At 60.4% G+C, this 20172-nt stretch carries 21 protein-coding genes; 3 read left to right on the forward strand and 18 right to left on the reverse strand.

Translation table 11 applies throughout. The features are described from left to right. Window positions 1–43 precede the first annotated feature (43 nt). Window positions 44–496, forward strand: a complete 453-nt coding sequence (locus ACR0BA_RS03630) for an iron-sulfur cluster assembly scaffold protein (RefSeq protein WP_480726484.1) — start codon at window positions 44–46, stop codon at window positions 494–496. Window positions 497–554: 58 nt separating this feature from the next. Next, window positions 555–1193 carry a MarC family protein gene (locus ACR0BA_RS03635; RefSeq protein ID WP_093962021.1) on the forward strand — a complete coding sequence of 213 codons (639 nt, stop codon included), beginning with the start codon at window positions 555–557 and terminating at the stop codon, window positions 1191–1193. A gap of 186 nt (window positions 1194–1379) precedes the next feature. On the opposite strand, the gene ACR0BA_RS03640 is transcribed toward ACR0BA_RS03635, so the two are convergent. From ACR0BA_RS03640 to sciP, 5 genes are all read right to left on the reverse strand, one after another. Beyond that, the gene (locus tag ACR0BA_RS03640; RefSeq protein WP_261391793.1) at window positions 1380–1502 is read right to left on the reverse strand and encodes a hypothetical protein; all 123 of its coding nucleotides are present in this window, start codon (window positions 1500–1502) and stop codon (window positions 1380–1382) included. 110 nt (window positions 1503–1612) lie between these two features. Continuing rightward, window positions 1613–3703 (reverse strand): ATP-dependent DNA helicase RecG, encoded by a 2091-nt coding sequence (gene recG, locus ACR0BA_RS03645; protein ID WP_170371084.1) that lies wholly within the window; start codon window positions 3701–3703, stop codon window positions 1613–1615. Continuing rightward, complete coding sequence (gene ligA / locus ACR0BA_RS03650) at window positions 3700–5826, reverse strand: NAD-dependent DNA ligase LigA (protein WP_480726486.1); 2127 nt, start codon at window positions 5824–5826, stop codon at window positions 3700–3702. The genes recG and ligA overlap by 4 nt, the downstream gene beginning before the upstream one ends. 122 nt (window positions 5827–5948) lie before the next feature. Then, window positions 5949–6665: a response regulator transcription factor CtrA gene (gene ctrA / locus ACR0BA_RS03655; RefSeq protein ID WP_170339250.1), complete on the reverse strand. Its 717-nt coding sequence runs from the start codon at window positions 6663–6665 to the stop codon at window positions 5949–5951. An 84-nt stretch (window positions 6666–6749) separates the two neighbouring features. Then, window positions 6750–7043: a CtrA inhibitor SciP gene (sciP, locus tag ACR0BA_RS03660; RefSeq protein WP_480726488.1), complete on the reverse strand. Its 294-nt coding sequence runs from the start codon at window positions 7041–7043 to the stop codon at window positions 6750–6752. Between the two features lie 130 nt (window positions 7044–7173). Here sciP and mnmA point away from each other — a divergent pair, with 130 nt between their 5' ends. After that, complete coding sequence (gene mnmA, locus ACR0BA_RS03665) at window positions 7174–8319, forward strand: tRNA 2-thiouridine(34) synthase MnmA (RefSeq protein ID WP_170367080.1); 1146 nt, start codon at window positions 7174–7176, stop codon at window positions 8317–8319. Here the strand turns inward: mnmA and ACR0BA_RS03670 are convergent. From ACR0BA_RS03670 to frr, 13 genes are all read right to left on the reverse strand, one after another. After that, the gene (locus tag ACR0BA_RS03670; RefSeq protein ID WP_174822860.1) at window positions 8313–8897 is read right to left on the reverse strand and encodes a hypothetical protein; all 585 of its coding nucleotides are present in this window, start codon (window positions 8895–8897) and stop codon (window positions 8313–8315) included. The two genes, mnmA and ACR0BA_RS03670, sit on opposite strands and share 7 nt — an antisense overlap. Next, on the reverse strand, window positions 8897–10054 hold the full coding sequence (lpxB, locus tag ACR0BA_RS03675; protein ID WP_480726490.1) for a lipid-A-disaccharide synthase: 1158 nt from the start codon (window positions 10052–10054) through the stop codon (window positions 8897–8899). Before lpxB ends, ACR0BA_RS03670 begins: the two co-directional genes overlap by 1 nt. Then, entirely contained in the window at window positions 10054–10848 is a 795-nt protein-coding gene (locus ACR0BA_RS03680) for an LpxI family protein (RefSeq protein ID WP_170339259.1), read from the reverse strand. The genes lpxB and ACR0BA_RS03680 overlap by 1 nt, the downstream gene beginning before the upstream one ends. 4 nt (window positions 10849–10852) lie before the next feature. Beyond that, the gene (gene lpxA / locus ACR0BA_RS03685) at window positions 10853–11638 is read right to left on the reverse strand and encodes an acyl-ACP--UDP-N-acetylglucosamine O-acyltransferase (protein WP_170363500.1); all 786 of its coding nucleotides are present in this window, start codon (window positions 11636–11638) and stop codon (window positions 10853–10855) included. Continuing rightward, window positions 11635–12108: a 3-hydroxyacyl-ACP dehydratase FabZ gene (gene fabZ / locus ACR0BA_RS03690; RefSeq protein ID WP_093962012.1), complete on the reverse strand. Its 474-nt coding sequence runs from the start codon at window positions 12106–12108 to the stop codon at window positions 11635–11637. The genes lpxA and fabZ overlap by 4 nt, the downstream gene beginning before the upstream one ends. Before the next feature lie 72 nt (window positions 12109–12180). Next, window positions 12181–12711, reverse strand: a complete 531-nt coding sequence (locus ACR0BA_RS03695) for an OmpH/Skp family outer membrane protein (protein WP_480726491.1) — start codon at window positions 12709–12711, stop codon at window positions 12181–12183. A 59-nt stretch (window positions 12712–12770) separates the two neighbouring features. Further along, window positions 12771–15131: an outer membrane protein assembly factor BamA gene (bamA, locus tag ACR0BA_RS03700; RefSeq protein WP_480726493.1), complete on the reverse strand. Its 2361-nt coding sequence runs from the start codon at window positions 15129–15131 to the stop codon at window positions 12771–12773. Window positions 15132–15258: 127 nt separating this feature from the next. Next, the gene (locus ACR0BA_RS03705) at window positions 15259–15387 is read right to left on the reverse strand and encodes a hypothetical protein (protein ID WP_254920122.1); all 129 of its coding nucleotides are present in this window, start codon (window positions 15385–15387) and stop codon (window positions 15259–15261) included. Window positions 15388–15490: 103 nt separating this feature from the next. Next, window positions 15491–16843 (reverse strand): RIP metalloprotease RseP, encoded by a 1353-nt coding sequence (gene rseP, locus ACR0BA_RS03710; protein WP_480726495.1) that lies wholly within the window; start codon window positions 16841–16843, stop codon window positions 15491–15493. A 4-nt stretch (window positions 16844–16847) separates the two neighbouring features. Further along, window positions 16848–18020, reverse strand: coding sequence for a 1-deoxy-D-xylulose-5-phosphate reductoisomerase (dxr, locus tag ACR0BA_RS03715; RefSeq protein WP_170586605.1), 1173 nt, complete (start codon window positions 18018–18020; stop codon window positions 16848–16850). Further along, on the reverse strand, window positions 18020–18802 hold the full coding sequence (locus ACR0BA_RS03720; protein ID WP_480726497.1) for a phosphatidate cytidylyltransferase: 783 nt from the start codon (window positions 18800–18802) through the stop codon (window positions 18020–18022). The genes dxr and ACR0BA_RS03720 overlap by 1 nt, the downstream gene beginning before the upstream one ends. Next, window positions 18799–19530: a polyprenyl diphosphate synthase gene (gene uppS, locus ACR0BA_RS03725; protein ID WP_480726498.1), complete on the reverse strand. Its 732-nt coding sequence runs from the start codon at window positions 19528–19530 to the stop codon at window positions 18799–18801. The genes ACR0BA_RS03720 and uppS overlap by 4 nt, the downstream gene beginning before the upstream one ends. Window positions 19531–19539: 9 nt before the next feature. Further along, window positions 19540–20103, reverse strand: a complete 564-nt coding sequence (gene frr, locus ACR0BA_RS03730) for a ribosome recycling factor (RefSeq protein ID WP_170338696.1) — start codon at window positions 20101–20103, stop codon at window positions 19540–19542. Window positions 20104–20172 lie beyond the last annotated feature (69 nt).

Below are 20172 nucleotides of genomic sequence, written 5' to 3' on the forward strand. Positions count from 1 at the left end.
AACATGGCCACTATGTATGGGGAACATCCACCGAGGGAAACCCATGTCCGGCGAAACCGACCTGATCAAGCTCTACTCCGGGCGCATTCTGGCGCTGGCGGCCGACATTCCGCACCTGCAGCGGTTGGACGATCCGGAAGCGACCGTCAAGAAACGGTCGCCCTTGTGCGGCTCGACGGTTGCCGTGGACATTAAGGTGCGGGACGGCCGGATTGCCGAGTTTGGCCAGGACGTGAAAGCCTGTGCACTGGGTCAGGCCGCAGCGGCAGTGGTCGGTGCATCGGTCATCGGGGCAACCCGCCCCCAAATCGAAACCGCGCGCGACCAGCTGGCGGCCATGCTCAAGAGTGACGGCCCCACCCCGGATGCGCCGTTTGACGAACTGGAAGTTCTGCGGCCCGCCCGCGATTACAAGAACCGGCACGCGTCGATCATGCTTGCCCTGGACGCGATCGCCGAGGCTTTCGAGAAGGCCGAACAAGCCAACTGCGCCTGAACATGGTCTTTTGAATCGAAGGCGGCTAACCTCCTGACCAATTTGACGGAGAAGCCAATTGAACAACCTTCTGGAACATTTTGTAACCTTGTGGGTCGTCATCGACCCGATCGGAACCATCCCGGTTTTCATTGCCGTCACTGCGGGTATCGAAGCCGCCGCGCGCCGGCGCACTGCCCTGCTGGCCGCACTGATCAGCGCCGGCATCCTTCTGTTCTTTCTGGTCTTTGGACAATTGCTGATCGAGGCGCTGGATATCGGCCTCAACTCGTTTCAGGTCGCCGGCGGGATCATCCTGTTCCTGTTCGCGCTGACGATGATTTTTGGTGAAAGCAAACAGGAAATCGAACAGCGCCAGGCCGAAGAAGACATGGAAGACAAGCTGCACAGGCACAACCCGGCGATCTTCCCCTTGGCGGTCCCGTCATTGGCCTCACCCGGTGCTATGCTGGCCATCGTCATTCTGACGGACAACCACCGCTACAGCGTGGCGGATCAGGGCATTACTGCGCTGGTCATGCTGTCCGTGCTGGCCTGCGCCTTTGTGTTGATGCTACTGGCCGAGCCAATCATCCGGCTGATCGGTCATTCGGGGGCGGCAATCATCAGCCGGGTCATGGGAATGATTCTGGCCTCGGTGGCCGTCAACTCGGTCCTGTCAGCCCTGCTTGAGATCTTCAAAACCGGTCAATTGTAAAAAAACCGCCGCTCCTTCCGGGCGGAAAGGGCGGCGGCAGTCAATGCGTTTCTCGCGTGGGGTCCGGATTACCGCGTGGGGCCGAGGCACGGCCCCTTCAAGGGGTTTGGGACAGGCAGGTCACCCTTGACTGAAATGGGGATGACATACGCGGGTTGATCGGCACGAGATCGCAGGCAGAAAGGCTTAGAACCCGACGGGCACGTGAAGCGCCACCATCAGCATGACAACCAGCGAAGCTACGCCGGCTGCATCCTGCAAAAGCGTGGCTTGCGAACGGCTGAAAGCGCTTTTGATCTGGGTCAGCATGTTTCACCTCCGGTCGGGAATTAATCCTTTGTTGACCTTTTGTTCTCATATTTCCGGGGATCAGTAAAGAACTTTATGAGAACATTTGTGAACTTTTTGCGCGCAACCCGCTAACCCACTGAAATCAAACGGATGGCCTGATCCTGTTTCATCAACCAAAGAAGAACACGCGCGGCCTGACCTCGTTCCGAGGTCAATTTCGGGTCCGAAGCCAGCAGCGCACGCGCGTCAGATTGGGCAACAGCCATAAGTCCAGCCTGCCGTTCTAGGTCGGCAATCTGGAACCGGGGAAGACCGGATTGAGCGGTCCCGATCAGGTCCCCTGCCCCGCGCATCTCGAGGTCCGTTTCGGCAATTCTGAATCCATCTTCGGTTTCTCGCAGAACTTCCAGCCGTCTTCGGCCCCCTTCGCTGAGCGGCGCTTGATACATCAACAGACAGGTTGACGCGTCATGCCCGCGTCCGACCCGGCCGCGTAACTGGTGCAACTGGGCCAGCCCGAAGATTTCCGCCCGCTCAATGACCATGATCGTGGCGTTGGGGACGTTTACTCCCACCTCAATGACCGTCGTCGCAACCAAAACCTTGGTCCGCCCGTCCTGAAAGGCGGCCATTGCCGCATCTTTCTCGGCCGGGGGCATCTGTCCGTGCACAAGGCCGACGATTCCGTCACCCAGCTGGGCCCGCAAGTGTTTGAACCGTTCCTCGGCCGCGGTGAGGTCGGAGACCTCGGATTCGTCGACCAGCGGACAGACCCAATAACACTGCTTTCCGTCTTCGATCGCGCGGCGCAGATGATCGACCACCTCCTCCATGCGCGAAGTGCTGACAATCGCAGTTTTGACCGGTTTGCGTCCCGGCGGTTTCTCATCCAGGACCGAGACGTCCATATCCCCATATTGTGCAAGCGCAAGGCTGCGTGGGATCGGTGTGGCTGTCATGACCAGAACATCGGCCCCCTGCCCCTTCTCAGAGAGCTCCATCCGCTGGCGGACACCGAACCTGTGCTGTTCGTCGACAATCGCCAGACGCAAGTCATGGAATGCCACATCGTTCTGGAAAACCGCGTGAGTACCCACCAGAATTTGGATGTCACCCGCCTTGAGCGCGGCCAGCTTCGCCTTGCGCTCGGACCCCTTGTCCCGTCCCGTCAGGATTTCGAGAACCACGCCGGCGTCCTCGGCCAGGGGGCGAAGGCCCTCCAGATGCTGGCGCGCGAGGATCTCGGTCGGAGCCATCATGACACCCTGAGCACCGGCCTCTACCGCAACCAGAAGCGCCATGAACGCAACCAGTGTCTTGCCGGATCCGACGTCCCCCTGCAGCAGGCGGTTCATTCGGGTCGGAGCACCCATGTCCTCGGTTATCTCGCGTATGGCACGCAACTGCGCCCCAGTGGGTTTGTACGGAAGCGCATCCAGTACACGGGTCTGCAACGCCCCGGTCGCGACACTTACGGTTCCACGAGTTTTGCGTTCTCGCAGTCGGGCCAGAGCCAGAGTCAGTTGATGGGCGAACAGTTCGTCATAGGCCAGACGTTCGCGCGCGGGAGCAAACGCTGCCACGTCATCGGCACCTTGCGGTGTGTGAGCCGCCCGGACTGCATCGGCCCAGGTCGGCCAGCTCTGGCGGGCAACCTGTGCAGGATCCGCCCATTCCGCCAAATCTGGCAGGCGTGCCAGCGCGCTTTGCGCCGCCTTGTAGGCCGTCTTTTGGGTGACACCTTGGGTAAGGTGATAGACCGGTTCAAACTCGGGGATGCTGTTCGCCTGTTCGACCGGCAGAATGTGGTCCGGGTGAACCATTTGCGCTGTACCGTCAAACAGTTCGAGCTTGCCGGACACCACCCGTCTCGCCCCCTCAGGCAGGACCTTTTTCAGGTAGTCGGCCCGGGCGTGAAAGAAGACCAGCTGGAAATCGGTCTGACTGTCCTGCACGAAAATCCGATAGGCTCCTCCCCTGTTGTGCGGCGGGCGGTGGGCGCCGACGGTGACTTCCACCGTGAGTGTTTTGGGCAGATCGACGCCCCGGATCGTATCACGCCGCCGCCGGTCAACCACTGCATATGGCAATGCAAACAGCAGATCGCGTGGCGTTTCCAGCCCGGTCTGCGCCAGCAGGCGTGCGGTCTTGGGACCGATACCATCCAGCCTCTCGAGCCCTGCAAAAAGCGGGAACAGTTGCTCTGGTCGGCCGCTCATGCGTCCCCGATCAACTGCAGCCAGCTGTCTTCATCCAAGGTTTCGATCCCCAGCTCTGCCGCCTTCTTGGCCTTGGAACCTGCGCCGGGGCCGGCCACCAGATAGTCCGTTTTTGCGCTGACTGAGCCAGCCACTTTGGCCCCCAAGGCTTCCGCGCGGGCCTTTGCTTCGGCCCGGGTCATTTTTTCGAGCGTACCCGTAAAGACAACCGTTTTCCCCGCGACTGGGCTGCCCGATGTATCCGGCCGTTTGGCCTCTTGTACGTTCAGTTGGGCGACCAGCGCATCGATGCTTTGGCGCTCTGCGTCCTGAGCAAATGTCGAAACCAGGGTCCGGGCCATGACTTCACCGACGCCGTCGATATTCAGCAGTTCATTCCATTCGGGTCCGCTGAATTGGCTGGCAGCCGTGACAGCCTGCTCGAGCGCGTCCCACGTGCCGTAGTGATTGGCGATCAGGTTCGAGGCGGCTTCACCAAGGTGTCGAATACCCAGCGCAAACAGAAGGCGGCCCAGCGGAATTGTCCGCTTTTCCTCGATCGCGGCAAAGAGTTTTGCGGCGCTCTGACTGCCCCAGCCTTTTCGGTTGGCCAGCTTGTTCAGATTTGCAGCGTCCCGCTTTTGCAATGTGAAAATGTCTGCCGGCGTACGGATCGGCAGGTCCGGGTCGTTGTAGAACATTTCGATCTGCTTGGCCCCCAACCCATCGATGTCAAACGCCTTGCGGGAAACGAAGTGCTTCAGTTTCTCGACCGCTTGCGCCGGGCAGATCACCCCTCCGGTACAGCGCCGCACCGAGTCGCCTTCCTCGCGGATCGCGTCGCTGCCGCATTCCGGACATTTCGTCGGAAACTCAAACGGGACAGCTTGTTCCGGCCTTTTGCTCAGGTCGACGTCGGCTATTTTTGGGATCACATCGCCGGCGCGGTACACCTGCACCCAATCGCCAACACGGATATCTTTACCGTCGCGGATCTGCTCGCCTTTCGAATCCCGACCGGCGATGTAGTCTTCGTTGTGCAAGGTTGCATTGGACACCACAACACCGCCAACCGTCACCGGGTGCAGCCGCGCAACCGGGCTAAGCGCGCCGGTACGGCCAACTTGAATGTCGATCGCCTCAAGCCGGGTCCAGGCGAGTTCGGCAGGAAATTTATGAGCGATCGCCCATCTTGGTGTGGTCGAGCGAAACCCAAGACGGGCCTGCAACGACAAATCGTTCACTTTGTAGACGACGCCGTCGATGTCATAGCCAAGCGTAGAGCGCTGCTCTTCGATTGCGCGGTAGTGCTCCAGCATTTGCGCGGTCGAGCTGCAAACGGCAGTCAGGTCGTTGGTGGAAAAGCCAAAGGACTTCAATCGATCCAACGCAGACGACTGGGTGGTTCCCAACGGCTCGGACAGTTCGCCCCAGGCATAGGCGAAGAACCGCAGGGGCCTTGCGCGCGTAACTTCTGGGTCAAGCTGGCGTAGCGAACCGGCGGCCGCATTTCTCGGATTCGCAAACAACTTCGCCCCCGCCTCTGCCTGCTTGGCATTCAGCTTCTCGAAATCGTCATGAGACATATAGACTTCGCCGCGAACCTCCAGGATCCCGGGCGCGTCGGCGATCTTTTGAGGGATATCTGAAACGGTCAACGCATTGGCCGTGACGTTTTCGCCAACTTCCCCATCGCCCCGTGTTGCCGCCTGCACCAGTTCGCCGTCCACATAACGCAAGGACAGCGACAAACCGTCGATCTTTGGTTCGGCCGTGAATTCGAGGGGCGCCTCCTCGCTCAGCCCAAGATAGTTTCGAACGGACCGAACGAAGTCTGCTACGTCCTCATCGTCGAATGCGTTGCCAAGCGACATCATGCGGACCGCATGGGTCACTTTGCCGAAACCGTCCACCGGCCGCGCACCAACCTGATCGCTGGGGCTGTCGGTGCGCTTTAGCTGCGGAAACCGCGACTCGATTTCGAGATTCCGTAGTTTCAGGGCATCGTATTCGGCATCCGAGATCTCGGGCGCGTCCTGACCGTGATACAGGTCGTTGGCCCGCTGCAAGAGTTCCGCAAGACGTGCCAACTCCTCTCGAGCCTGATCCTCGGTCAGATCTTCTACTGCAATCAAATTGCTCATGGCCTCGCCCTGTCACATCGTCTTGGACCCCAGTGATAGGGCGAGGTCATGGTCAGGTCCAGATGTGCTGAGCCGTGAGTGCGAGTGCCACCCTGGACCGCGGTGGCAGATGGGTCAGATTTTCAAGCGCCGACGGCCAAGCGAGTGTTTTCCACCGTGTCCGTCTGCGGATCGCGCAATACATATCCTCGGCCCCACACCGTTTCGATGTAGTTCTCGCCGCCCGTGGCGTTGCTGAGCTTTTTGCGCAGCTTGCAGATGAAAACGTCGATGATCTTGAGTTCCGGCTCGTCCATGCCGCCGTAAAGGTGGTTGAGGAACATCTCCTTGGTCAGGGTCGTGCCCTTGCGCAGGCTCAGAAGCTCAAGCATCTGGTATTCCTTGCCGGTCAGATGCACCGCCTGATTGTCGACCTCGACCGTCTTGGCATCCAGATTGACCGCGATTCTTCCGGTTCGGATAATCGATTGCGAATGACCTTTGGATCGGCGGATGATCGCATGGATCCGCGCCACCAACTCCTCGCGGTGGAACGGTTTGGTCAGGTAGTCGTCGGCCCCGAAACCGAAGCCCTTGATCTTGCTTTCGGTGTCGTCGGCTCCGGACAGGATCAGGATCGGCGTTTCAACCCTTGCAATGCGCAACTGACGCAGGACTTCATGTCCGTTCATATCCGGCAGGTTCAGATCAAGCAGGATCAGATCGTAGTCATACAGCTTGGCCAGATCTATGCCTTCTTCGCCCAGGTCTGTCGCATACACGTTCAGGTTGGCGTGCGTCAGCATCAGCTCGATGCTTTTGGACGTGGTCGGATCATCCTCGACAAGAAGAATTCGCATTGCACTGCTCCAATTCAGGTCAACTATTCCAGTTCGGGTTAACCCTGATCACAAATGGTTAATCTGACGTTACCGTTGAATCAACTATTCGTTTTCGCCTTTAGGTTGTCTATATTTTTTTAGCGCCGTCACTTTCAAAGCCTCGATTCCGTGTTCGGCGACCGCGGACACCCATGTGTTGAACTCTTCGTCACTCAGGCCGTATCGTTTCTTGGCGTCCGACAAGGAGATCAATCCATAAAGCACGCCTCGAACGACAATGGCCTTTCTTGATGCGACCCAGCGTTTCGTATCCGCAGGCGGCAAATCCGCTCGGGACAAAACAGACCCATCCGGCAGGGTAACTGACCTTGGTCCCTCAACTTTGTGCAAATACATCTTTCGACCCTTTTTCTGGTGCCACAAAGCTGACGGCAGTCTACTTAATGCGCGGTGAAACCGCCCCTTGAGAGTGCGTAGAATTTTCCTATATTCTGCCGGTCTTTCTTAACCCGGACTGGAACAGCCCATGGCCCTCGATACCGAGACTCCGCTCAACTCGCTTGGCTTTGCCAAACCCCCGTCGGAAACGCGGGTGGTCGTCGCCATGTCGGGCGGTGTCGACAGCTCGGTCGTGGCGGCGTATCTGGCGGATCAGGGCTATGACGTTGTTGGGGTTACGCTGCAGCTCTATGACCACGGGGCGGCGCTGGCCAAGAAGGGTGCGTGCTGTGCCGGGATCGACATCCACGACGCCCGCCGTGTGGCCGAGGAACGCGGCTTCCCGCACTACGTTCTGGATTATGAAAACATCTTCAAGGACGCCGTGATTGACGAGTTCGCCGACAGCTATCTGGCCGGCGCGACTCCGGTGCCCTGCATCCGCTGCAACGAGCGCGTCAAGTTCAAGGACCTGTTGGAAACCGCCAAGGATCTCGAGGCCGACTGCATGGCGACCGGCCACTACATCCAGCGCAAAATGGGCCCCAATGGCCCCGAATTGCACTGCGCCGAGGATGCCAACCGCGACCAGTCCTATTTCCTGTTCTCAACCACGCCCGAGCAGTTGGAGTTCCTGCGCTTCCCGCTGGGGCATCTGCCGTCCAAGGACGCGACCCGCGAGATGGCCGCGCAATACGGGCTGAGCGTAGCCGATAAGCCCGACAGCCAGGACATCTGCTTCGTCCCCAACGGCAACTATGCCAGCGTGATCGAGAAACTGCGCCCCGGCGCGGCCGAGCCCGGCGAGATCGTTCACGCCGACGGTCGCGTTCTGGGCCAGCATGAGGGCGTGATCCACTACACGATCGGCCAGCGGCGCGGTCTTGGCATCGGGGGGCTCAGCGAGCCGCTCTATGTCGTCAAGCTGGACGTGGATCGCAAGCAGGTCGTCGTCGGCCCAAAGGAACTGTTGGCCACCCGCACCATCCCCGTGCGCGAGATCAACTGGCTGGGAGATGCGCCCTTCACCTCGCAGAAAGAATGGCATGTTTCGGTCAAGGTCCGCTCGACCCGCCCCCCGCGCGAGGCGATCATCCGTCCGCTGACCAACACCACCGCCGAGGTCGAGTTGCTGACGCCCGAAGAAGGTGTCTCGCCCGGGCAGGCCTGCGTGTTCTATGAAACCGAGGGCAGCCGCATCTTCGGCGGCGGCTGGATCTGGCGCGGTTACTGAACCGCGTCGGTCCACGAATTGCTGAGGATATAAAGCCCGGCGCAGATCATGACATAAGGCACGAGGTACTCCAGCCGTTGCGCCAGGCGCCCCGTCATGATCTGGGCGCGCCCACCGATCAGCCCCACGATCGCAAGTGAGAGCGCGGCTAGTCCTGCCCCAAGCACACCTGCCAGCCGGAAATCGGGGGTCGAGTCTGCCAGCAAGGGGGCGAGGACAGCAAACGTGTCCATCGAAAGGCTTGTGAACAACAGCATTGTCACCAGCGCCGAGGCGCTGCCCGGCACAGCGGGTGCGTCTTGGGAATTTGCTCCACGAAGTTGTCGGACGGCCCCTAAAAGCCCCAAGGCCAGAGGGATGCCACCGAGGTAGCCGGCCCAGTGCGGCACAACATCTTCGACCCCCAGCGCCAGCAGGAAAGCCGCGCCGATCACCAGCCCCTGTGCCAGCAGAAACCCGAGAACCGCGCGTTGCGGGCCGGTGATGATCATCAGGGCGACCAGCGCCATGAGGTTGTCGAGATTGGTCAGCACCTGCGCCATGAAGGCCGAGGCCGCAAAAACCACATAGTCCAGCATCACGGCGTCATCCGCTCCAACACCGCGCGCGCGGCCCGAAGACCGGGCGCTTCGCCACCCCGGCCGAGACGTTCCATCGTGACGGCCATGGCCTGTTCCTGCGCGTTCGGCGCGGCCGAGACGGCGGCAAGCGCGGCAGAAATGGCTTCAGGCGTGCAGTCATCCAGCAGGCATTCCGGCACTGTCCGGGTCTCGGACACCAGGTTGACCAGCGTGACCGTATCCAGCTTGACCATGCGCTCGGCGATCTTCTGGGTCAGCCAGGTCAGCTTGTATGCAATCACCATCGGCGTGGACTGGGCCGCCAGTTCCAGCGAGACCGTGCCGGACGCGGCGAGGGCGATCTCGGCGGCCGCAAAGGCCGCGCGCTTGGTGGCCACCGCCTCATCCGTGTCGATGTTGCGCGGATCCACCACGACCGGCTGGCCCGGCCAGGACCGGACATGGGCAGCTACGGTATCGGCCACATGCGCGACCGCCGGAACCACCACCCGCATGTCGGGGCGGTCTTTCAGATACAGGTCAAGCGCCGCTCCGAATACCGGCGCCAGCCGATCGACCTCGCCCCGGCGCGAGCCGGGCAACGCCAGCAGGATCGGCGCGTCGCCCAGCCCGTGATCGGCGCGGAACTGCGCGATCTGCGCGTCGTTTGCAACCGGCTCGCTGGCCACCGGGTGGCCCACGAAATCGCACTCCATTCCGGCTTTTTCCATATAGGGTGGCTCGAACGGCAGCAGGGCCAGAACATGGTCGATGACTTTGGCCATTTTGTCCGCCCTCTTGGGGCGCCAGGCCCAGACGCTGGGCGCGACGTAGTGCACGGTGCGTATATTGCTGCGCGCCTTGACCTGCTTGGCCACGCGTAGCGAAAAGTCGGGGCTGTCGATGGTGATCAGAACGTCGGGCTGGGTATCAAGAACGGCCTGCGCCGTTTCGGCGATGCGACGTTTGAGGTGAAAGAACTTGGGCAGAACCTCGACCAGGCCCATCACGCTGAGCTCGGACATCGGGAAGCGGCTGACCAGACCCTGAGCCTGCATCAGCGGCCCGCCAACCCCGTCGAATTCGATATCCGGAACGAGGGTCTTCAACCCCTCCATCAGCGCACCGCCCAGACGGTCGCCCGACGGTTCACCGGCGACCAGAAAAACGCGCATCAGACGGCCCGCTCGTGCACATGCAGGAACAGGCCCAGGCGGTCGCATTCCGCGATCACTTGGGGCCGGTCCAACACGATCACCCCACCCTTTTCGATGACGATGCCGGACAAACCGGCCGCAACGGCGCTGGATACGGTGTCGGGGCCGATGGCAGGCAGATCGGCACGTCGGTCTTGGCCCGGCTTGGGGCCCTTGAACAGAATACCACCGCCCGCATCAGGGCGAGCGGCCAGAGATTGCAGCATCCAGGCCGTGCCGAAGGCCCCTTCGACAACCAGAACCTGGCCTTTGTGAACAACGCAAGCCTGTCCGATATCCGCTGCCCCCATGGCACGCAGGACACCCACGGCCCGGTTCGCATCGCCCAGCTCCGCCTCGGTCGGCTGTGCCTGGGTCAGACACCCGAGAGGAGGCAACAGGTCCGGAGCGATCTCGTGTGCGGCCCGCACGCGCAGTCCGGCTCCCTCCAAAATGCCGATCACCGCCCGCAAGGCTCCGTCGTCACCCGACACCAGCGCTTGCTGGATGATCGGAACCAAGGGCATGGTCTGCGCGTCAATCCGGGCGGGGTTTATGTCTGGCCTGCGGACCGCACCTGCGAGGCATACATCTGTGACGCCGCGCGCTTTGAGCTCGGCGACAAAGCTGCCCAACTGCTCGAGCGGGAAGGTCACGTCTGGCGTCAGAGTGTCGGGCTGAAATCCCTCCATCGCGCAAACCAAGGGGCGTTCCGGCAGGTGCGCAACCAGTTCGTCCGGCAAAACCCCTGTTCCCGCGATCAGAGCCAGCATGATCCTATTTCCTTGGTGTCAGGAACGAACGATCGCTTTCGCCCGTCACGAATTCCACGATCTGACGCACATAGTCGCTGTCTGTGCTGTCGCCCAGACGCTTGGCGCGGTCCATGAAGGTGCCCTCGCCTTCGGACAGTTCGCGAAAGGCCGCACGCAGGGCCGAAATGTCCGCGCGGGAAACGCCACGGCGTTTAAGGCCAACAAGGTTCAGCCCCTCCAATTCGCCGCGCGAGGCCTGAACCAGGCCGTAAGGGATGACATCGTTGGGCACCATGGTCAGCGCTCCGATGATGGCACCGCGGCCCACGCGCACCCATTGATGCAAGCCGGAAATGCCGCCGATGATCACGTCATCCTCGATGATGCAGTGGCCGGCGGCGCCGGAATGGTTCACCATGATCACCCGGTTGCCGATCTGTACGTCATGGGCCACATGGACCCCGGCCATCAGCAGGCAGTCATCGCCGATGCGAGTGACGCCGCCGCCACCCTCGGTGCCGGTATTGACCGTAACGTGTTCCCGGATGCGGTTTCGCTTGCCAATTTCCAGCCGCGTGTTTTCGCCCCCGAACTTGAGGTCCTGCGGGATTTCACCAATCACCGAAAAGTTGAAGATGACGCAGTCGTCACCGATCGAGGTATCCCCGGTGACAACCACATGCGACTTCAGCTCGACTCGGTCGCCCAAACGCACCTGTGGCCCCACATGGCAGAACGGGCCGATTACGCAGTCCTGGCCGATCTGAGCGCCGTCTTCGATGATCGCGCTGGGATGAATTCGGCTCATGCTGTTTTTTCCATATCCCAATCGACATAGGCCGAGAACTCGGCCTCGGCCGCCACTTCGCCGTCAACGGTCGCGCGGCCGCTGAACTTGAAGATCTTGCCGCCCTTCTTGCCGCGAACGGTTTCGACATGCATTTTCAGCACGTCACCCGGCACCACTTTGCGGCGGAATTTGCACTTGTCGATATTCATGAAATAGATCAGCAGTTCGCTGTCGATGACATCCATGCCGACGCCCAGCATAACACCTGCGGTTTGCGCCATCGCTTCGACGATGGTCACGCCGGGCATGATCGGCGTACCGGGGAAATGGCCCTGGAAATGCGGCTCGTTCATGGTGACGTTCTTGATGCCGACCGCCGACTGATAGCCGTCGATCTCGACAACCTTGTCAACCAGCAGGAACGGATAGCGATGCGGCAGGATCCGCTGGATCAGCTGAATGTCGGCGCTCTTGGTTTCCGTGGTCATTTTCAGGATGTCCTGTTCTCGGGGTCTCGTTCACGCGTGGTTAGCAATACCCGTACCCAAGGGCAAGCCACGCTATGGCTTGTCGCCCTCTTCCAGCTGCGATCCATCGCCGATGGCAGCATCGATCTTGCGGATGGCGATGGCCGTAACATCCGAGGCGTCCGAGCTGAGAAACACGTTGGATCGTTCGATGATCAGCGACGCGCCTGTTTCACGCAGCAGGTCGATGAGCACGGGCTGCGCCAGCTCAAAGAACTGATTGCGCGCCTCGTCACTGCGGCGCGCCAGAGCATCCAGTTTCGCGCGTTGCCCCTCGCGGTGAGACTGGACCTTTCGGTCGAAGGCTTCCGCAAGCGGGCGGAACTCCTCAGGGCTCAGAACTTCGCGCTTTTGCGTCAGCTCTTTTTCCTCGCGGCTCAGCTCGGCAACGATGCGTTCATTTTCAGCGGCCAGCGCAGCACTTTCTTCTTCGATCTCATCAAAAACCCGTCGCCCGAATGCTGACTCGGTAAATATTCGGTCGCTCGAGATGGTCAGCACGCCGGATTGCGGTACACCCAACTGCTGGGCGGCCACTGGGAGCGACACTACCAGGAAGATCAAAACACACAGGGCCCGTGACGGGCCCTGTACAAACTTCGATATCGTCTTGACCATGGACGTCAGAACCGTGCCTGAATGGTAAAGTCGAAGTTCTGCTCTTTGTCGAAGTCTTCCTTCTTCACGGCCTGCGAGAAGTTGAACCGCAGCGGACCGAACGGCGTATCCCACAGCAGCGAGACGCCGATAACCTGACGGATCGAGCCGTCTGCGCCGACGATATTGGCACCCGTCGTATCAACATTGTTAATGTTGTACAGGTTGCCGATGTCATAGAACACACCGCCGCGCAGCCCCAGTTCCTCGGGCAGCCCCAAGGGGAAGTCCGACTCGAACCGGGCGACCCAGTAGTAGTTGCCGCCGATCGCATCATCCTGCCCGTTCGACAGGTCACGAGGGCCGATACCGGCCGGCTCGAAGCCACGGAAAGTGTTTGGACCTAAGACAAAGCGATCAATGGTTCGGCTGAAATCGTTGCCCTGCCAATGAAGCGCGCCGGCCTCGAAGGACGCACGCAGCGTCATCTCCTCGTTCAGCACCTTAGTTTGGGCAATCGCCCGGGTCGAAGTCTTGAAGTACTTGTTGTCTCCACCAAGGCCGGCCGCGTCCACGCCAACCTCGAACAGAACACCGGCATTCGGGTTCAGGCCACCCAGTCGGCTGTCGTAGACGTAAGCGAGCCCGAGAGAACTGGTTGAACGCTCCCCTTGTGCAATCTCCGATGCGATGACGGCCCCGTTGGTTTCATCATCTTGCTGCGTCATTTCTGAGTTGTTCCAGTTGTACCGCAGCCGCAACGAAGACAGCTCGCCGATCGCGTAGCTGAGCTGCGGATTAAAGAACACGCTCTTGGTATCATAGCTGGCAAAGCTGGAATTGGTTCTCGAAAGACCAAAGCCCAGATCAAAACGCAGTTTGCGGCCCAGCAGATACGGTTCGGCAAAGTTGATGACGTACTGCTCAGAATCCTGCGCTGTCGACAGCGTCAGGCCAAATTCTTGACCGCGCCCGAGGAAGTTTCGCTCCTCAAGCCGGATGGCGATCCCGAAACCGTCGGAAACCGAGTAGCTGCCGCCCAACGCCAGTGAACCGGTCGGCTGCTCCTGGACATCCACGTCCACGATCACCTGGCTGGGGCTGGACCCTTCGCGGGTTTCCACATCCGCGACCGAGAAGAAACCCAAGGCCCGGATACGTTCGGCGCTCTGCCGGATTTCGCGCGGGTTGAAGGGGTCACCCTCGACCGTGTCGAACTGGCGCCGGATGACCCGGTCCAGAGTGGTCGTGTTGCCCTCGATGTCGATCCGTTCGACGAAAATGCGCGGGCCTCTGGTCAGCACGAACTGAACATCCAGCGTCAGGTCACGGTCGTTGCGGGTCACGCGCGGCTCAACGCGCAGGAAGTCGACACCCTGCTTCAGGCCAAGACGCTCCTGCCGAGCGATCGAATTCTCAATCAGAGTTGGCGAATACGTAACACCAGGTTTGATCTTGAGGGCCTTCTGATACTCGGCCGCATCAACGCCCGGGATTTCGCTGACCGTCGAGATGTTGCCGAACGAGAATTTCTGACCTTCGGTGATGTTCATCACCAGATAGAAGGCGTCGCGCTCACGCGTGAACTCGACATTGGCGCTGTTGATCCGAAAATCGACATAGCCGCGGGACAGGTAGAAATCACGCAGAACCTGTTTGTCGAATTCGATGCGGTCGGCAATGAACGTGTCACCGCGCAGGAAGGTACGCAGGATGTTGGCCTGCTTGGATTCAAGGACACGGCGCAGACGACGGTCGGAATATGCACGGTTTCCAACAAAGCTGACGCGCTCGATCTCAATCGTGGTGCCTTCGGCGACTTCAAAAACCAGATCCACCCGGTTGTCGCTGCGGCGGATGATCCGCGGAATGACAGTGGCCGACACACGCCCTTGCGCCGAGTAGATTTCGGCGATCTTGTCAGCGTCGGACTCCGCGACCTGCGGGGTGAACACCCGGCGAGGCTGCGACGAGATTGCCTGGATCAACACGTCGTCCTTGACGCGGCGATTGCCCTCGATGCTGATCTTGTTGATCGTCGGATACTCGGCGACCTCGATCACCAGAGTGTTCCCGCGCGGGGTCAATTCGACTGTCTCAAAAACACCACTGTCAAGCAAACGCTGGTAGGCGTCATTCAACTGGCCCGCAGTGACTGACTGGCCGGGTGTGATTCCTGTCCGGGCGATGATGGTGGACGTCTCAATGCGACGGTTGCCCTGAACATCGAACGACGAAATCGTGTAGGTCTGGGCCTGGGCGGCTTGCGGTACCGCCGTAAAACTCATTGCCGCAAAGAGGAAAAAAAACGTTAGTGCTCGCCACAAAATGTTGCCGTGCGGTTGCGCAGTACCGCAGGATGTGCCCGCGCCTCTCCTGTAAGCCATTTTTGTCTCTACCTAGAATTTCGGACTTTAGAAGTTGAGTAGCCGCTCTGGTGGGCCTTGTCAAAAGCACAAACGAAAAACGCGACCGGATCGGTCGCGCTCGGCTCGTTCAGCTGGGTATGGGGAATCACATGCCGGCCAGATATGCGGCACCGGCCAATGCCAGAGCGGTCAGCCCAAAGCTGAGCAACGCGTCCCAGTTCAACACGAACAGGAAACTGAAGCCTCGGTAGGAATTCCGCAATGCCTTGGTCATTGGTCACAGCCCGCTTGATTGCATGTCTCGGCAAAATTACCCCAAACAAACTAGGTTTGAATTGAGGCAATTTTGCGACCGCAACGCGTCAATGCCGCCACAATCAGCAGAACAAGTCGTTGCTTACCGAGAAGATCATGAGGCTGAGAATCAACGTGATCCCCACCGCCATCAACAGTTGCAAAGCTCGGTCGCTGGGCGGTTTCCCTGCGACGGCTTCATAGGCGTAGAAAACAAGGTGCCCCCCGTCCAATGCCGGGATTGGGAACAGGTTCAGCAAGCCTACAGCAGTAGACAGAACCGCGATGAAGAAGATGAAGCTCTGTGCCCCTTGGCTCGCCATCGCGCCTGAGGTTTCCGCGATACCTATGGGTCCGGACATGTTGCAGGTGCTGATCGCACCGGTGACCATGTGCCATATGCCGGACAGCGACCCCTCGATGATGCGGCCGGTTTGGATGACACCGCCATGCAGCGAGTCAACAAAACCCGCAGGTTCGGTCGCCGGCACCAGCATCATGCCGCCGACGATTCCAATCCGCCATTCGGTTTTGAAGCCGCCGTCCGCCTGTGGTTCATCCGTGCGACGCGGCGCCAGCGCAAATTCCAACTCGGCGCCGTCGCGCCAGACGTCCAGCAAAAGCACCTTTCCGTCCGAGCTTTCGACCTTTTCCTTGAGCTGTTCGAAGGCAAAAATCGGGTCGCCATCAACCGAGGTGATGACGTCGCCCGCCTGCAACTGGATATCCATCGCAGCACTGCGCGGAGCGACCTGCTGGATCAAGGGCGGGAATAGCCACGGGGCCGACACGTCGAGAGTCTGGCCGTCGCGGATGACAGTGTATTCGAGAACCGGCTGCACCGGCAGCGCCTCGGTAAACTCGGTCCAGGCCCCCTCCTGATCGAAATCAGGCGTGGGAATGCCGGCGATCGCAACGATTTCGTCCCCCTCCTGAAGCTCCTGCACAGTGCCCGGCAAAGGTTTCAGCGATCCGACCGTCAGTGGCTCACGGGTCACGCCTTGCGACCAGAAGATCAAACCGAAGACAAGGATCGACAGAACGAAATTGAAGACCGGCCCGGCCGCAACCGTGGCAGTCCGCGCCCAAAGCGGTGCGCCATGCATCGTCCGACGCAATTCTTCGGGGCTTTGCGTGGTGATTTCGGCCATCGTCTCGGTATCCTTGCCCGAGGCCGCATTGGCATCGCCCAGGAATTTCACATAACCGCCAAAAGGCAACAGAGCGATCTGCCATTTGGTGCCGCGTTTGTCCATTCGGCTCCAAAGCACCGGACCAAACCCCAACGAGAACACCTCGGCATGGATCCCCGACCAGCGGCCAACGATGTAGTGCCCGTATTCATGCACCGCCACGATGACGGACAACGCCACGACGAATGCGGCAATCGTATAGACCAGCCCACCAAATTGCGGGATCAGCGAGAGTATGTCCAAAATTCTATCCTGCTCTTCGTAGTACGGCGTCATCCACCCATTGACGTGCCAGATGGTCCGTTTTCAGGACGTTATCAAGGGTCAAAGGGGCATCAATAAGGCCTCCTGCATCGTCGAAACGGCCCAGAACGGCGGCCACGGCGTCGGTCATGTCCAGAAAGCCGATGCGTTGACCGATGAAATGATCCAACGCACGCTCCTTGGCGGCGTTGAAGATCGCGCCTGACAGGCCACCGCGTTGCATGACCTCGCGGGCCAGCCGCAGGGCCGGGTAACGCGCCGGGTCCGGATCACGAAAACGCAGCTGGCCCAACTTGGCCAGGTCCAGGCGCGGCACCGGCAGGTCGCGCCTTTCCGGCCAATGCAGCGCATAGCCTATCGCATGCCGCATATCAGGCGCGCCCAAATGCGCCATCACTGCGCCATCGCGAAATCCGACCAGAGCATGCACGATGGATTCCGGGTGAACCACAACCTCGATCCGGTCAGGGTTGATCCCGAAAAACTCTTTGGTCTCGATTACTTCCAGCGCCTTGTTGAACATCGAGGCGCTGTCGATCGTTATCCGCTGACCCATGTCCCAATTGGGGTGGCTCGAAGCTTGCTCGACCGTAGCGCCGGCCAGCTTCTCGACCGGCCAGTCACGAAAGGCGCCGCCGCTGGCAGTGATGATGATGCGCTCGACCGCATCCATGTCTTCACCCACAAGCGCCTGAAAGACCGCCGAATGCTCGCTGTCCACAGGAAGCAGACGCGCGCCATGGCGTTCCGCGGTTTCCAGAACAAGCGGGCCGGCACACACCAGCGTTTCCTTGTTTGCCAAGGCCAGGGTCGCGCCCTGCTTCAACGCCTCAAGTCCCGGCGCCAAACCGGCCGAGCCAACAATGGCGGACATGACCCAGTCTACCGGGCGAGCGGCCGCTTCGATCAGCGCGGTTGCGCCCGCGGCAGCCTCGATCCCTGTGCCGGACAATGCATCACGAAGATCATCCAGATGCTGGTCAAAGGCGGTTACTGCCACTTCAGCGCCCAGCCGGCGGGCGTCCTGCGCCAGTTGCCGGACATTCGCCCCGCCGGTGACGGCGACAACCTTGTAATCCTCCGGGGCCCGCGCAATCAGATCGATCGTATTCTGGCCGATCGATCCGGTCGCGCCGAATATCGAAACCTTTCGCATCAGATTTCCCCGGGCGAATAGACCAGTGACGCGATCAGAACCATCAGCGATGCACCCATCATGCCGTCAAATCGATCCAGAAAACCGCCGTGCCCCGGCACCAGGTTCGAGCTATCCTTGACCCCGAACCGCCGCTTGACGGCGCTTTCCACGATATCGCCGGCCTGGCTGGCCATCGAGGCCAGGACCGAAACCAAAACAAACCGGTAGCCAAATCCGGCATACGCGGCAACGGCTGCGCCCACCAGTGCGGCCGCCACCCAGCCGCCCGCCGTGCCCGACCAGGTCTTCTTGGGGCTGACGCGCGGCCAGAACTTCGGGCCACCGAACGTCTTTCCCACAAAGTAACCAGCTACGTCCGTGGCAACGACGACCAGGATCAACCAAACCATCCAGCCAAACCCCATCGTCTCGCGGATCTGGATGAACCCGTAACCCGCACAGGCAATCCACATGGCAAACAGCACGTAGATCCCGCGCGAGTGCGCGACCTGCCCTGCCCCGACCAGTGCGGGCGCGATCAGAAAGGGCAGTTTGTAGAGCGGCGGAACATGATAGCTAAGCATGACGGCAACGCCGGTCAGGATTCCCAACTGAACTGCGACGCCCATCCGATCGGAATCGATCATGCGAACCAGTTCCCAGGTCATCAGACCGCACGCGGCGGCAACAAATGTCTCAAACCATAGTCCGCCCAGCCAAACCTCGACCGCTCCAATAGCGACCAGTACCAGGGCAGACAACACCCGGGTGGTGAGGTCGGACCATCGGCCGTCCGTCATGCCGGAACTGCTCCGAACCGTCGTTCGCGCGACCCGAAGCTCTTGCACAGCCGTGCCAGCTCGGCCGCGGTGAAGTCGGGCCAGAGCGTGTCGATGAATTCGTATTCCGAGTAAGCGGATTGCCAGAGAAGGAAATTCGATATCCGCGCCTCGCCACTGGTGCGAATGACCAGATCGGGGTCAGGCAGGACGCGCGTGTCCAGATATCTGGGCAGCGTTTCCTCGTCGACATCTTCGGGCCGCAGGTTGCCTGCGGCAACGTCCCGCGCCAGTCGCTTGGTCGCCCGGGCCACTTCGTCCCGACCACCATAGTTGAGAGCGACGGTCAGGTGGACCAGGTCATTGTCGGCCGTCTCGCGCTCCAACGTGTCCATCAACTCGATCAGTTTGGCATCCAGCCGCACCCTGTCGCCGATGAATCGGACACGGATACCGTTTTGGGCCAGGGTTCGGGTTTCCTTGATGATGTAGCGCTTGAACAGGCTCATCAGACCGGCAACCTCGACCTGGGTCCTTTTCCAGTTTTCCGTCGAGAAGGCAAAAATCGTCAGGTACTTGATCCCCAGCCCCGGGCAGGCTTCGACCACTTCGCGCACCCGACGGGCACCGGCGTGATGCCCGTACAGCCGTGGCCGGCCGCGCGCCTGGGCCCACCTACCGTTGCCATCCATGATGATGGCCACGTGACGCGGACCACAGGGGGGCTCGTTTTGGGGATCAGCGGGCATGGCTTGCGCTCAAACCTGCATGATTTCGGCCTGCTTGGCCTCAAGGGCCGCATCCACGGCCTTGATCATCTGGTCGGTCAGTTCCTGAACCTCGGTTTCCCAGAACTTCTGATCGTCTTCCGACAGGCCGTCGGCCTTGGCTTTCTTGATCTGATCCATGCCATCGCGGCGCACGTTGCGAATGGCAACGCGGGCGTGTTCGGCGTACTGCCCGGCCACTTTGCCCAGCTCGCGGCGGCGCTCTTCGTTCAGCTCGGGGATCGGCAGCATGATGATCGTGCCATTCAGCTGCGGGTTGATGCCCAGTCCGCTTTCCCGGATCGCCTTTTCCACTTTGCCGACCAAAGACTTGTCCCAAACATTCACGGTGACCATGCGCGGCTCGGGAACGTTTACAGTGCCGACCTGGTTGATCGGTGTCATCGACCCATAGGCATCCACCATAACCGGTTCGAGCATCGAAGCCGACGCACGCCCGGTGCGCAGCGACGCGAATTCGGTTCTGAGGTTGGCCATCGCGCCATCCATGCGGCGTTTCAGATCATCGGTGTCCAGTTCAAAATCGTCAGACATGCTGCTCACTCCCCGTCTTCAGGTGATGTTGGAATGGCTCTTACGCCATCGCACCTGGGATGTATAGCA

It is taken from the genome of Ruegeria sp. CI5 (genome assembly GCF_056536885.1).